The sequence below is a fragment of the Burkholderia sp. 9779_493 genome (assembly GCF_015712215.1).
Lineage (GTDB): Bacteria > Pseudomonadota > Gammaproteobacteria > Burkholderiales > Burkholderiaceae > Burkholderia > Burkholderia cenocepacia.
On sequence record NZ_JACCQA010000009.1, the window covers coordinates 15,011 to 33,520 of the forward strand.

Genomic DNA, 18,510 nt, shown 5'->3' on the forward strand with positions numbered 1-18,510 from the left:
CCGGCCACCGGTCGGGCAGGCGGCCGGGGTCGACGAAGCGTGCCGGCGTTCGTCGGCCGGTCATACACTTTTGTCAGGATCCCCGTCTTCGTCATCGGCTGTTTCCATGTTCAAGCTGCACGCGTCGCCCACTCATCTCGTCCTGATTCCGAGCTACAACCCGGGCGCCAAGGTCGACACGACCGTGCGCCATGCGCGCGCGCAGTGGAACCCGGTGTGGGTCGTCGTCGACGGCAGCACCGACGGCAGCGCCGAACGGCTGCAGGCGATGGCCGAGCGCGATCCCGGCTTGCGCGTGATCGTGCTGCCGGAGAATCGCGGCAAGGGCGCCGCGGTGCTCGCGGGGCTCGACGCGGCGGCCGCGAGCGGCTTCACGCACGTGCTGACGATGGATTCCGACGGCCAGCATCCGGCCGACCTGATTCCCGCCTTCATGGCGGCATCGCAGGCCGCGCCCGATGCGATGGTGCTCGGCGTGCCGAAGTTCGACGCGAGCGCGCCGCAGTTGCGCGTGCAGGGGCGCCGGCTGTCGAACGCGTGGGCCGACCTCGAGACGCTGTGGGCCGGGATCGGCGATTCGCTGTACGGTTTTCGCGTGTATCCGGTCGCGCCGCTGGCGGCGATCATGCGGCGCCAGCCGTGGATGCGCGGCTTCGACTTCGATCCCGAAGCCGCCGTGCGGCTGTGCTGGGCCGGCGTGCGGCCGATCCGCATCGACGCGCCGGTGCGCTATTTCGGCCGGGACGAAGGCGGCGTGTCGCACTTTCACTACGGCCGCGACAACGCGCTGCTCGCGTGGATGCACCTGCGCCTGTTCGCCGGCTTCGCGATGCGGCTGCCGATGCTGGTCGCCCGGCGTCTGACGCGGCGGCACGACCAGACGGCCTGAGCGAAGAGCCGGCCGTTTCCTTCGCGGTCGCCGCCCCGCGTGCGGCGATTACCCTGCTTTTCGTCGCCAATCCGGTGCCGGATCGCCGCGTCATGTCAATCCACCGAGTAATGAACGTGTCATCCGATGTAAACATCTGGTAATTTTCTGCCGGATTATGCAAAATCGCCGCTCCCAAATACAACTATCGAGGGATTCCGGGATGCAACTCAAGAAAGCGGTGGCGGCGTGTGGCGTGGCGTTTCTGTTGAGCGCATGCGGCGGGGTACAGAGCCTTGACGCGAACAGCCTGACGTCGGCGGGGACCAACCTGTACAAGGCAGCGACGCTGTCGGACAGCGACATCGCCGCGCTGTCGAACGAATCGTGCAAGTCGAGCGACGCCGAATCGAAGATCGCGCCGGCGAACAGCGCCTACGCGAAGCGCCTGACGAAGGTGATGAAGGGCTTCGGCGACATGACGCTGAACGGCCAGAAGATCAACTACAAGGTCTACCTGACCAAGGACGTCAACGCGTGGGCGATGGGCAACGGCTGCGTGCGCGTGTACAGCGGCCTGATGGACATGATGAACGACGACGAGCTGCGCGGCGTGATCGGCCATGAAATGGGCCACGTCGCACTCGGCCACTCGAAGAAGGCGATGCAGACCGCATACGCGGTGAGCGCGGCGCGCAGCGCGGCCGGCGCGGCCTCGCCGGGCGTGGCGGCACTGTCGAGCTCGCAGCTCGGCGACATCACCGAGAAGTTCATCAACGCGCAGTTCTCGCAGTCGCAGGAAAGCGCGGCCGACGACTACTCGTTCGACCTGATGAAGCAGAAGGGCATGAGCCAGAAGGGCCTCGTCACCGGCTTCCAGAAGCTCGCGCAGATGGACGGCGGCCAGAGCTCGATGATGAGCTCGCACCCGTCGTCGGCGAGCCGCGCGCAGCACATCCAGGATCGCATCGCGAAGGGCAGCTGATCGCGCGGCGGAGCGCCGGCCGTTCGCGCCGGCGATCGGCAAGCGACATGAAAAACCCCACGCTCGTGGTTCGGGCGTGGGGTTTTGTTTTGGGCCGTGCCTGCGCGCCGCTTACGGCACCATCCCCGGCAGCACGTACGCCTGCACGAGCGTGATCAGCCCGACGATCACCGCGAACAGCAGGCTGTGCCGCACCGTGAAGCGGAACAGCTCGGATTCCTTGCCGACGAGGCCCGTCGCCGCGCACGCGACCGCGATCGATTGCGGCGAGATCATCTTCGCGGTCACGCCGCCCGTCGTGTTCGCGGCGACCGCGAGCGTCTCCGGCACGCCGAGCTGATGGGCGGTGGCCTGCTGCAGCGAGCAGAACAGCGCGTTCGACGACGTGTCCGAGCCGGTCAGGAACACGCCGAGCCAGCCGAGGAACGGCGAGAAGAACGGGAACGCGGCGCCGGTCCCGGCCAGCATCAGCGCGAGCGTCGACGACATCCCCGAGTAGTTCGCGACGAACGCGAACGCGAGCACGAGGCCGATCGACAGGATCGGGCGCGTCAGTTCCTTCAGCGTCTCGCCGAACGTGACGCAGGCGTCGCGCGGCTTCATCCGCAACAGCGCCATCGAGATCAGCGCGGTCACGAGAATCGCGCTGCCGACCGCCGACACGAGATCGATCTTCAGCACCGCGTCGAGCGCCTTCGGCGTCGCGGCGATCGGCGCGGTCTTCACGACGAGCTGGTCGAGCCCGGCCACGTGAAATTTCAGCACGGTCGACGCGAGCGCGCCGTGCGCGGCGAACAGCGCCTTGAACGGTGCGATGCTCCACACGGTGACGACGGCCGTCAGGATCAGGAACGGCGACCACGCGCGCACGGTCTGCGCGAGCGTGTACGGCGACGGCTGGCGGCTCGTGCCGGAGCCGTTGCCGCCTGTACCGAACCCCGCGAGCGCCGCACCGCCGCCGGACGCGACGATGCCGCCCGCCGTCTGCTTCGCGCGGCTCGGCTGCCAGACCTTCAGGAACGCGGCGAGCGCGACGAGGCTGACGAGCGACGACGTGATGTCCGGCAGCTCGGGCCCGATGTGGTTCGACGTGAAGTACTGCGTCACCGCGAAGCTGCCGCCCGCCACGAGCGCGGCCGGCCAGGTCTGCCGCACGCCGCGCAGCCCGTCCATCATGAACACGAGCCAGAACGGCACCGCGAGCGACAGCAGCGGCAACTGGCGGCCGGCCATCGCGCCGATGTGGAACGCATCGATGCCCGTCACCTGCCCGGCGACGATGATCGGGATGCCCATCGCGCCGAACGCGACCGGCGCGGTGTTCGCGATCAGGCACAGCCCGGCCGCGTGCAGCGGCTTGAAGCCGAGGCCGACGAGCAGCGCGGCGGTGATCGCGACGGGCGCGCCGAAGCCGGCCGCGCCTTCGAGGAACGCGCCGAACGAGAAGCCGATCAGCAGCATTTGCAGGCGCTGGTCGTCGGTGATCGACAGCACGGACGCGCGGATGATGTCGAACTGGCCGGTCTTCACGACGATCTTGTACAGGAACACGGCCGCGACGATGATCCACGCGATCGGCCACAGGCCGTACGCGAAGCCGAAGCCGGCGGCCGCGAGCGCCTGCGGCACGGGCATCCCGTACGCGAGAATCGCGACGCCGAGCGACAGCAGCAGCGTGATCGCGGCCGCGACGTGGCCCTTCATCCGCAGCGCGGCCAGCGCGACGAAAAAGAAGATGATCGGAATCGCGGCGACGAACGCCGACAGCCCGAGGCTGCCGAGCGGGGTGTAGATCTGGTGCCAAACCTGCATGGGTGTCTCCTCCATGGATTTATCGGGGTACGGGTTTGAAAGCGGGTGCTATTCGGGCTGGCCGCGTGCGCGCAGCAGGTCGGACAGGCTGCGCGGCGCCGGTGCGAGCGGCGTGCGGTGCTGCGTCCAGCCCATCTGTTTCGCGGGCGTCAGCGCGCGCAGGCGCGTCGCGGTCCAGCGGAAGGCGCGGTACGCACGCGGATGCGCGAACGCACCCGACCAGAAGCGCCACACGAGTTCTTCCGCGCGGTGGTAGTTCGCGCCCTGGCCGCGCAACGGATGCGCGACCGGCTCGTCGGGCTTGCGGTTCGCTTCGGTGCGCAGCCGCACGAGCAGTTGCGGGATCGGGATCCGCACCGGGCACACCTCGCCGCAGGCGCCGCACAGCGTCGACGCGGTCGGCAGGTCGGCCGTCGCGTCGAGGCCGAGCAGGTGTGGCGAGATGATCTTGCCGATCGGGCCCGGGTAGGTCGTGCCGTACGCGTGGCCGCCGATGCGCGTATAGACGGGGCAGTGATTCATGCACGCGCCGCAGCGGATGCACTGCAGCGTCGCGCGCAGTTGTTCGTCTGCGTACGCCTGCGTGCGGCCGTTGTCGAGCAGCACGAGATGCAGCTCGCGCGGGCCGTCGCGTTCGCCGTCGCGGCGCGGGCCGGAGATCAGGTTGAAGTAGGTCGTGATCGCCTGGCCGGTGGCCGAGCGCGTGAGCAGGCTCGACAGCGGCACGATGTGCTCGAGCTTCTCGACGACCTTCTCGATTCCCATGATCGCCACGTGCGTGTCGGGCACCGTCGTCGACAGGCGGCCGTTGCCTTCGTTCTCGACGAGCCACAGCGTGCCCGTGTCGGCGGCCGCGAAGTTCACGCCCGACAGGCCGATGTCGGCCTCGGCGAACGCACGGCGCAGCGCGCGCCGGCCGGTCTGGATCAGTTCGTCGACGTCTTCCGTGTAGCGCGTGCCGGGCAGGTGCGCCGCGAACAGTTCGGCGATGTCGCCGCGGGTCTTGTGGATCGCCGGCATCACGATATGCGACGGCTTTTCGCCCGCGAGCTGCACGATGAATTCGCCCATGTCGGATTCGATGCAGTCGACGCTGTGCTCCGCGAGGTAATGGTTCAGCTCGATTTCCTCGCTCGCCATCGACTTGCCCTTGATCACGCGGCGCGCCTTCTTTGCCTGCGCGATGCCGAGCACGATCGCGTTCGCGTCGGCGGCGGTCTCGGCCCAGTGCACGTGCACGCCGGCTTCGGTGAGCTTCGTCTCCAGCCGTTCGAGCAGCACGGGCAGTTGCGCGAGCGCATGCTGCCGCACGGCTTCGCCGAGATCGCGCAACCGTTGCAGCTCGGTGTCGTCGGGGAACTGCGTCGCACGCTTGCCCTGCAGGAAGTCCATCGCGCCGCGAAAGCTCTGGCGCAGCGCCGGATCGTCGAGCGCGGCGCGCGCACGGGTCTTGAAGTCGCCGGGGGCGACGAATTGCAGCGGGTGGTTGCTCATCGCGGCAGGTCCTCGCAGGCGGGGGCGGCCGGCGGCGCGGCCGAATCGGTGACGATCACGACCCACAGGCGGCGCGGGCCGTGTGCGCCATAGGCGAGCGTCTGCTGGATGTCGGACGTCTTCGACGGGCCCGATACCAGCACGAGATTGGTCGGCATGCCGGCTTGCCAGCGCTCCGCGTGCACGGCGGCGTGCAGGTCCGCGTGCAGCGTGTTCGCGTGAACGAGCGCGATGTGCAGCGGCGGCACTAGCGACACCGTGCGCGGCGTGCCGGCATCGGGCGCGAGCACGACGGTGCCGGTGGCCGCGATGCCCGAGCGCGCGACGGTGAAGCCGGCGTCGATCGTGTCGAACAGTTCGGCCTTCCATGCGTCGATCGGCCGGTCGAACGGTACGGGTGCGACCGTCTCGGGCAGCGCGCGGGCGAGGGCCGCGGATTCGGCGCGGACCGGGTCGAGCAGCAGGCGGCGCACGCCGGCGTCGGCGAGCCGCGCGGCCAGCTGCGCGGGCCATGCGTCGGCGCTCGCGCACCAGACGTCCGCGTGCGAGGCGGCGAGCGCGGTCTGCATCGTCTGCGCGAGCGCCAGAGGATCGGGCGCGACCCGCGTACGCCGTGCCGCGTAGTGTGTGTCGATGCGCGCGTCGAGTGCAGCGGCCGCGTTCGTTGCGACATCCGGGGCGGCCGCGCGCAGCCGCGCGAGGATCGCGTTGCGCGCGCTCATTGCGACTCTCCGCGCAGCGAGCCGGCGCCGGCCGTGCGGCGCCACAGGAAGCTCGCGAGATGTTCGACCGGCAGCGGCGCGCCGGCCTTGGCCGCGGCGTGGCCGATGTTCAGCAGGCAGCCGCAGTCGGCGGACACGAGCCGGTCGCAGCCGGTCGCGCAGGCCGACGCGACCTTGTCGCGCACCATCGCGCCGGAGATGTCCGGATGCTTCAGCGAGAACGTGCCGCCGAAGCCGCAGCATTCGGATTCGCGTTCGTGTTCGATGCGCGTCACACCCGGCAGCGCGTCGACGAGCGCGACGCCGTGCACGCGCGTGCCCATCTCGCGCCGCGCCGCGCACGACGTGTGCAGCACGACGCGTTCGTCGGGCCCGGCGCCGGCCGCGATCGCGTCGAGCCGTACGTCGAGCACGTGGACGAGGAATTCGGCGAGTTCGTAGGTCCGCTCCGCGATCGCGCGCGCCTTCGGGCCGTGAACGGGATCGTCGGCGAACAGCGCCGGCCAGTGGTGCCGGATCATGCCCGCGCACGAGCCGGACGGCACGATCACCGGCCACGGTTGCGCGAACAGGTCGAGCTGCGCGGCCGCGACGCGGCGCGCTTCGTCGGGGTTGCCGCTGCTGTAGGCCGGTTGCCCGCAGCAGCTCTGGCCGCGTGGATAGTGGACCGTCAGGCCCTCGCGTTCCAGCAGGCGGACCGCGTCGAGTCCCGCTTCGGGGACGAACAGGTCGACCAGGCAGGTCGCGAACAGATAGACGTGCGCGGGGGCGGTGGGGTACGGCCTTGGGTTCATGTCTCGCTCCAGAGGCGACGGCCCGGCATGCGGAGCGTCGATTTCGCTGCATAATTCCCGCGTCCGCGCCGTAGCTCAAATTGGTTGGGCCAATCGGCGCGGCACGCATTCCGCGGGGAGACGCGACGATGGCAGCGATGACGGCACGGGGCCGGACCGAAGTGGTGATGCGCAAGATCGAGACGGCGCTGCTCGACGGCACGTGGCCGGCCGGCGCGCGGCTGCCGGCCGAGCGCGTGCTCGCGCAGCAGTACGGCGTCGCGCGCAATACGGTGCGCGAGGCGACCCAGCGGCTCGTCGCGCGCGGGCTGCTGCAGAGCCGGCGCGGCGCGGGCGTCTACGCGACGGACCAGTTGCGCGCCGGCATCGCGTCGCCGTGGGGCCAGCTGGTCGCCGACCATCCGGCGCTGCGCGACGACATCCTCGAATTCCGCCGCGTGCTGGAAGGGGCGACCGCCTATTTCGCCGCGCTGCGGGCCGATGCGAACGACCGGCGCCGGATCCGCGCGCTGCTGCGCGAGCTCGAAACCGCGCACGCGAACGACGACGCGGCCGTCGAGGCCGCGACCGACGCGAAGCTGCACGAGGCGATCGCGCTCGCGTCGCACAACACGATGTTCCTGCACCTGCATACGAGCGTGATCGGAATGTTGCGCGAGCACATTTCGATCAACGTGGCCGGGATGACGATGGAGGACGAGCAGGCATCCGAGTTGCTCTTGCTGCAGCACCGGGTCGTGTGCGAGGCGATCTGCGCGCAGCGGCCCGAGGAGGCGCGCACCGCGATGCAGACGCATATCGACTATGTGCGCAGCCATTTCGAACGCAGCGGCGATACGTCGTGAGATTGGTCGGACCAGTGACGGCGGCAGCCCGCGCGGCGGCCGGTCGCGCATCGCGCGCCACCCTGCCCGGCGCGCGGTGCGGCTGCGCGGCCCGCGCGATTGACCGGTTCGTCGGGCGCCTACTAGAATCGACCGGAACCGCTTGTCAGCCGCGCGCCGCGGCGATGACGTGCCCATTGATCCGACTGTCGAGGAAGCTTCCGTGCTCACGTCCTTGATCCGGCGCGCACCGGTCGCGCTGTCGTGGCGCGCCGCCTGCCGCCAGGCCCGCGCGCTGGTCGTCTGCGCGCTGCTGCCGCTCGCCGCGTGCGCGACGCATCCGCCCGCCACCTCGCTCGATCGCCCGGTCTCCCACGCGTTGTCCGCCGATACCGCGACGCCGCTGCGCGATGCGCTGGCCGCGCCGGAAGCCGCGCATCCGGGGCAGTCGGGCTTCCGGCTGCTCGCCGACGGCGCCATCGCGTTGCAGATGCGCATCGCGCTCGCGCGAGCGGCGACGAAGACGCTCGACATGCAGTACTACATCGCGACCGAGGATACGACCGGCAAGCTGCTGCTCGGCGCCGCGCTGTACGCGGCCGATCGCGGCGTACGCGTGCGGATGCTGGTCGACGACCTGAACTTCGACGATATCGACCGCGTGATGGCCGCGCTGAATACGCACCGGAACATCGAGATCCGCGTGTTCAACCCGTTCGGCGCGTCGCAGCGCGGCATGGTCGAGCGCACGACCAACTTCTTCACGCGGATCGACAGCTTCACGCGCCGGATGCACAACAAGGCGATGATCGCCGACAACCAGATCGCGATCGTCGGCGGCCGCAATCTCGGCGACGAATACTTCAGCGCGAGCCCGACGCTGCAGTTCCGCGATCTCGACGTGCTCGCGGCCGGCCCGGTGACGAACGACATCTCGAAGAGCTTCGACGACTACTGGGCGAGCGCGAGCAGCTATCCGTTGCGCGTGCTCAATCATCAGACGTTCGATCCGAAGGATCTCGACGCGATGCGCGACGAGCTGCGCAACCACTGGCGCAAGAACGCCGATCCGTACAACGCGAAACCGCTGAACGCGACGCCGCTCGCCCGGCAGATCGCGCGCGACGAACTCGAGCTCGTGTGGGCGCCGGCCGAATTCGAGGTCGATGCGCCGGACAAGGTCGCGCGGCCGACCGGCACCTACGTGAGCCCGCCGATGCAGCGCCTGGCCGAGCTGACGCGCGGCGCGCAGAAGGAATTCCTCGCGTTCTCGCCGTACTTCGTGCCGCACGACGCCGGCGTGAAGATCCTCGGCGACACGACCGCGCGCGGCGTGCGCGTCGCGATCGTCACGAATTCGCTCGCGGCGACCGACGCGGTCGCGGTGCAGGCCGGCTATGCGCCGTATCGCGTGCCGTTGCTGCAGCGCGGCGTCGAGCTGTACGAATTCAAGTCGCAGCCGGACCAGCAGCCCGCGCGGCTGTTCGGTTCGCGCTCGCGCGCGAGCCTGCATGCGAAGGCGTACGTGATCGACCGGCAAATCCTCGTGATCGGCTCGCTGAACCTCGACCCGCGTTCCGCGTACCTGAACACCGAGCTCGCGCTCGTGATCCACAGCCCGGTGCTCGCGCAGCAGGCCGCGGCGATCTTCGCGCGCGTGACGCAGCCGGACGAAAGCTACCGCGTCACGCTCGCGAAGCGGACCGACGGCAGCCCGCCCGCGCTCGAATGGACGGGCACCGACGGCGGCCAGCCCACCACCTATCACGTCGACCCGCATGCGGGGCTGCTGCGCAACGTGATGACGGGCATCTTCACGCTGCTGCCGGTCGACGACCAGTTGTAAGGGCGGGAACGGCTCCGGCAAAACCCGCGATACCGGTGCGCGGGGAAAGGTGATATGGTTGTGCGCGCAACGATATGTGAATCGTGAGGGCGCCGCCGGTCCGCTCGCACCATGCGGGCCGGAACGCGCCGAACGGCGTGCCGCCGCACGGGCGTGTACGCACCGCGCGCGGCGCCGGCACACGATGGACGATGCGCGCCGCCATTCGCCCCGGGGCCGCGCGCCCCGCAACCGGAGTTCCTCATGCAACGTGTACCGAACCAGCCGTTCACGCGTCCCGCGCGCTTCTCCGAAGCCGAATGGCAGGCGCGGGTGCAGCTCGCGGCCGCCTACCGCATCTTCGATCATCTGGGCTGGACCGAGCTGATCTACAACCACATCTCGTTGCGCGTGCCCGGCGAGGACGGTCATTTCCTGATCAACCCGTTCGGGCTCCATTACCGCGAGGTATGCGCGTCGAATCTCGTGAAGATCGACATCGACGGCAACGTGATCGGTCACTCCGACTGGCCGATCAATCCGGCCGGCTTCACGTTCCACAGCGCGATCCATGCAGCGCTGCCCGATGCGCACTGCGTGATGCACGTGCACACGACGCCGACGATGGCCGTGTGCTGTTCGCGCGACGGGCTGTCGTTCTCGAATTTCTATTCGGCGCAGCTGTACGGGAAGATCGCGTATCACGACTTCGAAGGCATCACCGTGCATCTCGAGGAAGGCCGGCGCATCGTCGAGAGTGCGGGCGGGCGGCCCGTGCTGCTGTTGCGCAACCACGGACCGGTGACGATCGGTGCGACGCTCGCGCAGACGTTTTCGCTGATGTGGCTGCTCAACCGCGCATGCGAGGTGCAGGTCGCGACGCATGCGATCGGCGACGCATTGCCGATCGCGCCGCCGGTGCTCGAAGGGTGCGTGCGCGATTCGCTGAATTTCGATCCGAAGCATGGCGCGGGACAGGACGCGTTCGACGCGCTGCAGCGTATCGTCGACCGGATCGATCCGGGCTACCGCGCGTGACGCGGGCGGTAGCCCGGTGAGGGCGCCGGGCTAGAACCGGTAGCCGACGCCGGCCTGGATCACGTCGGTGTCGCGGTCGTAGCGCGTGACCACGCGGTTCCAGGTGACGCGCGTGAGCCAGCGGTCGGAGATCCGGTAACTGGCCGAGATCGACACGATGCCGGAGAACCGGCCGTCACCCGGGCCCGGCTGGCCTTCGCGGTTGCGCTGGTTGACGGTGAAATACGCGCCGGCGCCGGCCGACAGCGTGACCTTGTCGTTCAGGAACGCGCGCGTGAGCCACAGCTCGGACGCGATCCCGTTGCGGCGAACCGACTGCTTCGCGCCTTCGTACATCCACGTCGCGGTCCAGTCGAGCGAACGCGTGAGGCCGCGCCGGTATTCGATGCTGCCGCCGAGCGTCGACGGCGACGAGCGGCTGTTCAGAATCGTCTCGCCGAGCATCGCCGTGACTTCGTTGTGCGTGACCTTGCGCGTGCGCGGCAACGCGGTGTCGCGCGGGCCCGGCGTGTCGGGCGCATCGAGCTGATAGCCGACGCCGAACATCACCGACGTCGTGTCGGGCCCGCCGAACACCTGCGCGCGGTTGACCTGAAGCTGCGCGATCCAGCGGTGCGACGTGTAGTACGCGGCGCGCACGCTCATCAGCACGCCCCAGCCATGCGTATTCGAGTAGCCGCGGCCTTCGGCGGCCGGCACCGTGTCGAAGTAGCGATACGGGCCCGCGCCGGCCGACAGCACCAGGCGGCGGTTCGCGAGCGGCACGCGGCCCCAGAACTGCACTGCCTGGCCGTCGCGGTGATGATTCGGAATGTGCCCTTCGTTGTACCACGTGAAGCCGAGCGCGGTATGCGGGCTCAAGCCTTCCTGGTAATCGAACGCCCAGGAATACGTGCGTTGGCCGCCACCCCACAGCGGGCCGGTGAACAGCGCGAATTCCTGTGCGTCGGCGGGCGCGCCGTAGAGCGCGGCGACGGAGCAGAGACCGGCCACCAGCGGGCGGACACGGGCGGGGCGGGTCGGGCAGGGCATCGGGAGACGGGCCGGCACGGTTCACTTCTTTCCAGTCACGACAACACGCGGTCATTGTCCTGCGCACGAAAACACGTGTCGACCCGGCTGCGCGCAATAACGTATTACGCACATCGGGACAACATGCGGGTTGCGGTACTGGTCGACACGCGTTTCGATCGCGACGTGTGCGCGACGAAGCATGATTCGTCCTGCTTGATGATGAGCAGGGCCAAAGCGCGGCGTTCGCGCGCGGCATTCCGCTTGCCGTTCGAGACACGCAAAAAAAACGCGGCCGGGGTGGCCGCGTGAATACTCGCAGACTCCTTCGGACGAAGGAAACAAGCAACTGTGAAACGAAGTGTAGCGAAAGCCCGTGCACGGATTCAGGGGCCGTGCTGCAAAGGTCTCTTCCAGGTTTCGGCAGGCTGCCGGACCGGGCGCCGATCGACTACCATCACGAGTGACGCCGCCGCCCGGGCGGCGTACCACGTCGTACAAGGAGAATCCATGCTCAAGCTGCGTTTGCTCCAGGTCGCGTTATGCGCGGGCGTGCTGGCGGCCGGCAGCGCCGCTGCCGAAACGGTGCGCCTGTCCGCCAGCCTGCAGCCGTCGAGCGAAGTGCCGCCGACGGCGACCAAGGGCTCGGGCGCCGTCGCCGCCACCTACGACACGGCCACCCACATGCTGCAGTGGACGGTCACTTACGAACACCTCACGGGGCCGGCCACGGCCGCGCATTTCCACGGGCCCGCGCCGGTCGGCCAGAACGCCGGCGTGCAGGTGCCGATTCCGAAGGACGAGCTGGCGAGCCCGATCAAGGGTTCGAAGGCGCTCACCGACGCGCAGGTCACCGACCTGATGGGCGGCAAGTGGTACTTCAACATTCATACGAAGGAACACCCGTCCGGCGAGATCCGCGGCCAGGTGATGCCGGCGAACTGAGCGCCGGCGTTTGATATAGAGGCACCTGTCGAGCGACGCGGGAGCGTTCGCACGTACCATCGTCACACTGCGATGACGGAGTGCGTCCGATGAGTTGGCAAAGCAAGTTCGCCTGCTGGCTGCTGCGCTGGCAGTTTCGTCCGGAAACCATGCGCGAGGTGCTCGACCCCGCGCGCGCCCGGCGCTTCACCGACCTGCGGATGTTCGTGCCGCGCCGCCCGCCGTCGGGCTACCGGCTGCGGCAGTGCTATGGCGCCGGGGACGCGCCGCTGCGCGGCGAATGGCTCGAGCGCACCGACACGGGCGCGGGCCGCGGGCCCGGCCGCACGCTGCTGTATTTCCACGGCGGCGGTTACTACTTCTGTTCGACGAAGACCCACCGACCGCTGGTGTTCGGCCTGACGAAGCGCGCGGGCGTCCGTTCGTTCTCGCTCGACTACCGGCTCGCGCCCGAAAACCGTTTCCCCGCCGCGCTCGACGATGCGCTCGCCGCCTATCGGCAACTGCTGGCGCTCGGCACGCCGCCCGAGTCGATCGTGCTCGGCGGCGATTCGGCGGGCGGCGGCCTCGCGCTCGCGACGCTCGTCGCGTTGCGTGATCGCGGCGAGCCGCTGCCGGCCGGCGCGATCCTGTTCTCGCCGTGGACCGACCTGGCCGGCACCGGCGGCACGATGCGCAGCAACGACGGCGTCGATCCGATGTTCGCGGCCGCGGCGCTGCCGAAGGCGGCGAAGCTGTATCTCGGCGACGAGCCCGCGACGAATCCGTACGCATCGCCGCTCTACGCGGACTTCACGGGCCTGCCGCCGCTGTACATCCAGGCCGGCAGCACCGAGGTGCTGCTCGACGATTCACGCCGCGTCGCCGAGAAGGCAAAGGCGGCCGGCGTTCAGGTCGAAATCGAGGTGTGGCCCGACATGCCGCACGTGTGGCAGCTGTACGCACCGATGGTGCCGGAAGCGCGCGACGCGCTCGACCGCGCGGCCGCGTTCCTGCGCCGCGTCGCGGTCGAGCGCGCGGTTCAGCGCGTGGGCGAGGCGTCGATCGCCTGATAGGCGGCCTTGACGGCCACCGAGCCGTACTTGCGTTCGAGCCGGCGCACGGTGAAGTGGCCGTGCGCCATCTGCTGGAAGTGGTCGATGAACAGCGTGTTGACGGTCGCGCCGAGCACGGCGCCGATCGCCGGGATCGACTTCGCGGCCATCTGTTCGGTCACCTGCACCGAGAAGCGCGAGGCCACCGTCTGCACGAGCTTGAACACGGCCGCCGAGCTGTGCGCGGCGATGCCTTTCGCCGTGATGTCCGACGACGCCTTCGAGATCGCCTGCGCGAGCGCGCCGCGCAGCACGAAATAGCCGAGATCGGCGTCTTCCTCCTGCTTGTCCGGGTTGCCGCCCATGCCGAGCACGGCCAGGCACTGCAACTGCGTATCGACCGACGTCAGGTCCTCACCCTCGCTGCGCGCGATGTCGCACACCGAGCGGAAGATCAGCGTGGTCGTCACCGGCAGCTCGACCGGCAGCGCGAGGAAACCGAACGCGCCGCCCGCCGCGCCGGTCGTCGCGACCGCGAGCTTGTGCAGCAGGTTGCTGGGTTTCTCGGGCTCCGCGTCCGGCGCCTGCGGCTTGCCGAGCGTGCGCAGCGCGATGTTCAGGCACTTGCGCAGCGCGAGCTGCGTCGCGTCGTTGATCTTGCCGGTCGCGAAGTCCGGCAGCCGCGCGATCATCTTCTCGACCGGCGCGCCGAGCACGCCCGTCAGCTTCATCGTCAGCGACGGGCTTTCCAGCACCTGTTTCGCGCGCCGCAGCGCGTCCCGATCCTCCGGCGACAGCGCCGTCGCGGGGGTGATTGAAATCGGTTCCATCTTTCTCCTTGGCCTGAGCGGGCCCTGAACCATCGCCAGCCTAGATTACTCCGGCATGCTAGAATTTTGAGATTCTTTGACTCGGCAAAAGTTGCATCGACAAAAAATGGCCGTTCACACCGCCGCCCACCATTCGAGCGGGCAAGTCCTGCCGTTCCGCGAGTCGCTGCTGGCGATGATCGGGATCTCGTTCGTCACCATGCTGGTCGCGCTGGACCAGACGGTCGTCGGCACGGCGCTGCCGACCATCGTCGCCGAACTCCGCGGCTTCGACCTGTACGCGTGGGTCGCGACCTCGTACCTGCTCAGTTCCGTGATCACGGTGCCGATCTTCGGCCGGCTCGGCGACTATTACGGCCGCAAGCCGTTCGTGATCGCGTCGATCGTCGTGTTCACCGGCGCGTCGGTGCTGTGCGGGATGGCCAACGACATGCTGACCCTCGTGCTCGCGCGCGGACTGCAGGGAATCGGCGGCGGGATGCTGGTCGGCACCGCGTTCGCGTGCATTCCCGATCTGTTCCCCGATTCCGTCGTGCGGCTGCGCTGGCAGGTGCTGATGAGTTCCGCGTTCGGCATCGCGAACGCGGTCGGCCCGTCGCTCGGCGGGTTCCTGACCCAGTCGTTCGGCTGGCGCTCGGTGTTCTACGTCAACCTGCCGATCGGCATCCTGTCGCTGATTTTCGTGTGGCGCTACCTGCCGCACCTGCGCCACGTCGAACACGATCGCAAGATGCGGCTCGACTGGCCGGGCGCGCTCTTGATCGCGCTGTCGCTCGGTGCGCTGCAACTGTTCGTCGAATGGCTGCCGAAGTACGGCGTCATGAGCTGGGCGTCGCTGCTGCTCGTCGTCTCGGTCGCGGCGGGCGTCGGCCTGTGGCACTGGGAGAAACGCTGCGCGCAACCGATTTTGCCGTTCGACATGTTCGGCAACCGTGCGCTGTCGGCGCTGTTCGTGCTCGCGATCCTCGCCGGTTTCTCGATGTTCTCGCTGCTGTTCTACGCGCCGCTGCTGTTCCAGGGCGGCTTCGGGATGTCGCCGAAGGAGGCCGGGCTCGTGATCACGCCGCTCGTCGTGTTCATCACGATCGGCAGCATCATGAACGGCCGCGTCGTCACGCGCATCCGCAACCCGAACGCAATGCTGCACGTCGGCTTCGTGCTGTTCGCCGTCGCGTGCGCGGGCATCGTCGTGGCGACCCACACGACGCCGGCCTGGATGCTGATGGCGCTGATGGTCGCAGGCGGCATCGGGCTCGGTTTCGTGTTGCCGAACCTCACCGTGTTCGCGCAGCAGACGGCCGGCCGCGAGCATCTCGGCATCGCGACGGCGCTCTTGCAGTCGCTGCGGATGGTCGGCGGGATGCTGGGCACCGCGCTGACGGGCACGCTCGTCAACCAGATGTATTCGAGCGGTGTACGCAACGCGCTGTCGGCCGACCACGCGATGCAGTGGCACGCGCGGCTCGCCGATCCGCAGATCCTGATCGATCGCGCGGCGCAGGGCGGTCTCGTCGCGGAGTTGACGCGTGCCGGGCATAATGGCGCGCTGCTGCTGGAAGCGGCCCGCGAATCGCTGGTCGGCGCGATTCACCTGGGGGTCGCGATGGCGGCCGTCGTCGCCGTGGTGTCGGTGTGGCAGTGCCGTCGCGTGCCGCCGATCGCGCTGCGGCGCAAGATCGAACCGCACGTCGCGGCCGACTGACCGGTCAGGCGATCGAGCGATTCGACGACTCAACGATTCACCGGAACGAAATCAGCGCATGGAAGAACAGGACCGCGTCGCGATCTTGCAGCAATTCGGACGCACGTATCGCGCCTTCATGACCGCGTTCGAAGCGCACGTCGGGCAGCCGATGCCGCGCTGGCGCATCATGGTCGCGCTGCACACGATGGACGGGCATGCGTCGCAGAAGAAGCTCGTCGAAGTGCTGCGCATCGATCCGGGCGCGCTCACGCGCCAGTTGAAGTCGCTCGACGCGCTCGGCTGGATCGAGCGCGAATCGGACGCACGGGACAACCGCGTGACCAACGTCACGCTGACGGAAGCCGGCCGCGCGGCGTTCGACGCGTGCCTGCCGCGCCGCAAGGCGTTTCTCGACCAGACGATGGCGCAGTTGCCGGACGATGTGCTGAATGCGCTGTCGGGTGCGCTCGCGATGCTGGAATCGCGGATCGCGGACGTCGGGTCGACGCCGGTCGCGCGTTGATGCGCGGGGCCGGCGGTACTTGAGCGCCGCCGGCCGCCGCTTCATTTCATTCTGATCAGGTGACGGTTTACAGCTCGATGCGCGTGCCGAGCAACGCGAGGAACTGCGCGAGCCAGGCCGGATGCGCAGGCCACGCGGGCGCGGTGACGAACGGTGCGTCGGTCACGGCCGCGTCGACCGGGATGTCCGCGTATTCGCCGCCCGCGAGCTTCACTTCCGGCGCGCAGGCCGGGTAGGCCGAAATGCGCTTGCCGCGGATCACGTCGGCGGCCGCGAGCAGTTGCGCCGCGTGGCAGATCGCCGCGATCGGCTTGCCGGCCTCAGCGAACTCGCGCACGAGCGAGATCACCTTCGGATCGAGTCGCAGGTATTCGGGCGCACGGCCGCCCGCGATCGCGAGCGCGTCGTAGCGCGCCGCATCGACGTCGTCGAATGCCGCATTCAACGTGAACTGGTGGCCGGGCTTCTCGGTGTAGGTCTGGTCGCCTTCGAAATCGTGGATCGCGGTCTTGATCTTGTCGCCCGCACGCTTGCCCGGGCAGACTGCATCGACGTGGTGGCCGACGGCCTGCAGCGCCTGGAACGGCACCATCGTTTCGTAGTCTTCGGCGAAATCGCCGGTCAGGAACAGGATCTTCTTCGCGGCCATGGCTTTCTCCAGTGAAGCAGCGTTGAAGGCCCGGTCGCGCCGTGCATGACGGCGGCGACGGGCCCTGAGGACGAAAGCGCAGTGTACTCCGGCAGATTGAAGCGCGCGTGACGGCCGCCGCGCGCGAGCGGCAGGGCGGCGCCGCGCGCGACGTGCGTCAGAAGAACGTTTCGACGACTTCCGTCACGCGGAATTGCGGATCGAGCACGAGCACCTGGCGCCACTTGTCGAACGTCAGGCACGGGTGCGAGATGTCGAACGCGACCATGTCGCCGACCTTCACGTCCGCGCCCGGCGGAATCTGCAGGTACGCGTGCTGGTCCATCATCCCGGTGACGGCCCAGCCTTCGGTGGCGGCGACGTCGCGCGGCGCGCTGTCGCGGCCCGGGCGGAAGTGGCGCGCCGGCTCGGGCAGGCCCGCGTCGAACGCCGCGTCGCGCTTGCCGAGCGCGACGATCGCGCGATCGGGCTCCGGCACCGACTGCACGTATGCCCACAGCTGCAGCGCCGGCAGCAGCCCTTCGCCCATCGAGCGGGCGATCGGGTTGCGCGCGAACACGTCACTCTGCGCCTTCTTGTAGATGCCGACGTCGTGCGTCAGGTAGCAGCCCGGACGCAGCACGACTTCCGCGAAGCCCGCGTCGGACGCCTTCCGGAATTCTTCCGCGACCACGTCGTACCACGCCGAACCGGCGCCGGACAGGATCGCCGGCGTGCGCGCGAAGCGGCCGGCTTCGGCCAGCTCGCGCGTGAGCGCGACCGCCTGCTGCAGGAACGCGCGGATCTCGCCTTCCTCTTTCAGCACGCCTTCATAGAGCTCGATGCCGGCCAGCTTCAGCGTGTCCGGATAGCGCGCGATCGCGGCCAGCACGGCCTCGCGCTGCGCGGCATCGCGCACGCCCGCGCGGCCGCCCGGCACGCCGAGCTCGATCAGCACGTTCAGCGACTTCTGCGCGGCGCCGAAGAAGCGGCCGAGCTGGTCGACGCTCTCCGCGGAATCGACGAGACAGAAGAACTCGAAATCGGGATCGGACAGCAGCCCCGCGATGATCGTCATGTTCTGGCGGCCGACCAGCTGGTTCGCGAGCAGCACGCGCCGCACGCCGCCGTGATACGCGGCCTGCGTCTGGTGCGCGGTCGCGAGCGTGATGCCCCACGCGCCGGCGTCGAGCTGGCGGCGGAACAGTTGCGGCGCCATCGTCGTCTTGCCGTGCGGCGCGAACTTGACGCCGTATTTCTGCACGAACGCCTGCATCCAGTTCAGGTTGTGCTCGACGCGATCCTCGTAAAGCACGGCGGCCGGCAGGCTGACGTCTTCCGCGAGCAGGTTCCATTCGAGCCGGCCCGCGTCGCCGAGCGGCACGCTCGCGCTCGGCAGATTGCCCAGGCCCTTGCCGAACGGATCGATCGTCGCTTCCTGATAGTTTGTAACTTTCATGTCATCCCGCTCCATCATCACTAGGCATTGCACT

18 protein-coding genes are annotated in these 18,510 nt (G+C 68.9%); 10 read left to right on the top strand and 8 right to left on the bottom strand.

All coding sequences use genetic code 11. The features are described from left to right. Positions 1–106: 106 nt before the first annotated feature. Together H0X95_RS11225 and H0X95_RS11230 are read left to right on the top strand one after the other, a co-directional pair. The gene (locus tag H0X95_RS11225) at positions 107–889 is read left to right on the top strand and encodes a glycosyltransferase family 2 protein (RefSeq protein WP_059720728.1); all 783 of its coding nucleotides are present in this window, start codon (positions 107–109) and stop codon (positions 887–889) included. A 202-nt stretch (positions 890–1,091) separates the two neighbouring features. Next, positions 1,092–1,853: a M48 family metalloprotease gene (locus tag H0X95_RS11230; RefSeq protein WP_006477817.1), complete on the top strand. Its 762-nt coding sequence runs from the start codon at positions 1,092–1,094 to the stop codon at positions 1,851–1,853. A 111-nt stretch (positions 1,854–1,964) separates the two neighbouring features. Here H0X95_RS11230 and H0X95_RS11235 read toward each other — a convergent pair whose 3' ends face one another. The 4 genes from H0X95_RS11235 to H0X95_RS11250 are packed head-to-tail and all read right to left on the bottom strand — an operon-like array spanning position 1,965 to position 6,675. Further along, positions 1,965–3,665, bottom strand: a complete 1,701-nt coding sequence (locus tag H0X95_RS11235; protein WP_006488730.1) for a lactate permease LctP family transporter — start codon at positions 3,663–3,665, stop codon at positions 1,965–1,967. Positions 3,666–3,713: 48 nt separating this feature from the next. Next, positions 3,714–5,159 (bottom strand): LutB/LldF family L-lactate oxidation iron-sulfur protein, encoded by a 1,446-nt coding sequence (locus tag H0X95_RS11240; protein WP_196446047.1) that lies wholly within the window; start codon positions 5,157–5,159, stop codon positions 3,714–3,716. Beyond that, complete coding sequence (locus H0X95_RS11245; protein ID WP_006491603.1) at positions 5,156–5,881, bottom strand: LutC/YkgG family protein; 726 nt, start codon at positions 5,879–5,881, stop codon at positions 5,156–5,158. Before H0X95_RS11245 ends, H0X95_RS11240 begins: the two co-directional genes overlap by 4 nt. Further along, positions 5,878–6,675, bottom strand: coding sequence for a (Fe-S)-binding protein (locus tag H0X95_RS11250; protein ID WP_059720727.1), 798 nt, complete (start codon positions 6,673–6,675; stop codon positions 5,878–5,880). Before H0X95_RS11250 ends, H0X95_RS11245 begins: the two co-directional genes overlap by 4 nt. Positions 6,676–6,803: 128 nt before the next feature. Here H0X95_RS11250 and H0X95_RS11255 point away from each other — a divergent pair, with 128 nt between their 5' ends. The 3 genes from H0X95_RS11255 (at position 6,804) to H0X95_RS11265 (ending at position 10,362) form a co-directional block, all read left to right on the top strand. After that, on the top strand, positions 6,804–7,520 hold the full coding sequence (locus tag H0X95_RS11255; protein ID WP_012492411.1) for a FadR/GntR family transcriptional regulator: 717 nt from the start codon (positions 6,804–6,806) through the stop codon (positions 7,518–7,520). Between the two features lie 202 nt (positions 7,521–7,722). After that, positions 7,723–9,345: a phospholipase D family protein gene (locus H0X95_RS11260; protein WP_059720726.1), complete on the top strand. Its 1,623-nt coding sequence runs from the start codon at positions 7,723–7,725 to the stop codon at positions 9,343–9,345. A 243-nt stretch (positions 9,346–9,588) separates the two neighbouring features. Beyond that, positions 9,589–10,362: a class II aldolase/adducin family protein gene (locus tag H0X95_RS11265; protein WP_006497398.1), complete on the top strand. Its 774-nt coding sequence runs from the start codon at positions 9,589–9,591 to the stop codon at positions 10,360–10,362. Positions 10,363–10,392: 30 nt separating this feature from the next. Here H0X95_RS11265 and H0X95_RS11270 read toward each other — a convergent pair whose 3' ends face one another. Then, entirely contained in the window at positions 10,393–11,394 is a 1,002-nt protein-coding gene (locus H0X95_RS11270; protein WP_012492412.1) for a hypothetical protein, read from the bottom strand. A 75-nt stretch (positions 11,395–11,469) separates the two neighbouring features. On the opposite strand from H0X95_RS11270, the gene H0X95_RS35945 reads away from it, so the two are divergent. From H0X95_RS35945 to H0X95_RS11285, 3 genes are all read left to right on the top strand, one after another. Beyond that, on the top strand, positions 11,470–11,685 hold the full coding sequence (locus H0X95_RS35945; RefSeq protein ID WP_226245082.1) for a hypothetical protein: 216 nt from the start codon (positions 11,470–11,472) through the stop codon (positions 11,683–11,685). Between the two features lie 198 nt (positions 11,686–11,883). Then, the gene (locus H0X95_RS11280) at positions 11,884–12,318 is read left to right on the top strand and encodes a CHRD domain-containing protein (protein ID WP_006487921.1); all 435 of its coding nucleotides are present in this window, start codon (positions 11,884–11,886) and stop codon (positions 12,316–12,318) included. Between the two features lie 89 nt (positions 12,319–12,407). Beyond that, positions 12,408–13,370, top strand: a complete 963-nt coding sequence (locus H0X95_RS11285; RefSeq protein ID WP_006497395.1) for an alpha/beta hydrolase — start codon at positions 12,408–12,410, stop codon at positions 13,368–13,370. On the opposite strand, the gene H0X95_RS11290 is transcribed toward H0X95_RS11285, so the two are convergent. Further along, positions 13,340–14,182 carry an EcsC family protein gene (locus tag H0X95_RS11290; protein WP_006497394.1) on the bottom strand — a complete coding sequence of 281 codons (843 nt, stop codon included), beginning with the start codon at positions 14,180–14,182 and terminating at the stop codon, positions 13,340–13,342. The two genes, H0X95_RS11285 and H0X95_RS11290, sit on opposite strands and share 31 nt — an antisense overlap. 106 nt (positions 14,183–14,288) lie before the next feature. Here H0X95_RS11290 and H0X95_RS11295 point away from each other — a divergent pair, with 106 nt between their 5' ends. Together H0X95_RS11295 and H0X95_RS11300 are read left to right on the top strand one after the other, a co-directional pair. Continuing rightward, positions 14,289–15,884, top strand: coding sequence for an MDR family MFS transporter (locus H0X95_RS11295; RefSeq protein ID WP_006497393.1), 1,596 nt, complete (start codon positions 14,289–14,291; stop codon positions 15,882–15,884). 58 nt (positions 15,885–15,942) lie between these two features. Then, complete coding sequence (locus H0X95_RS11300) at positions 15,943–16,389, top strand: MarR family winged helix-turn-helix transcriptional regulator (RefSeq protein ID WP_006487928.1); 447 nt, start codon at positions 15,943–15,945, stop codon at positions 16,387–16,389. Between the two features lie 67 nt (positions 16,390–16,456). On the opposite strand, the gene H0X95_RS11305 is transcribed toward H0X95_RS11300, so the two are convergent. After that, on the bottom strand, positions 16,457–17,038 hold the full coding sequence (locus H0X95_RS11305) for a DJ-1/PfpI family protein (protein WP_006487930.1): 582 nt from the start codon (positions 17,036–17,038) through the stop codon (positions 16,457–16,459). Between the two features lie 157 nt (positions 17,039–17,195). Continuing rightward, a complete protein-coding gene (locus H0X95_RS11310; protein ID WP_020979402.1) occupies positions 17,196–18,476 on the bottom strand; it encodes an amino acid deaminase in 1,281 nt (426 codons plus the stop codon). Positions 18,477–18,510: the final 34 nt, after the last annotated feature.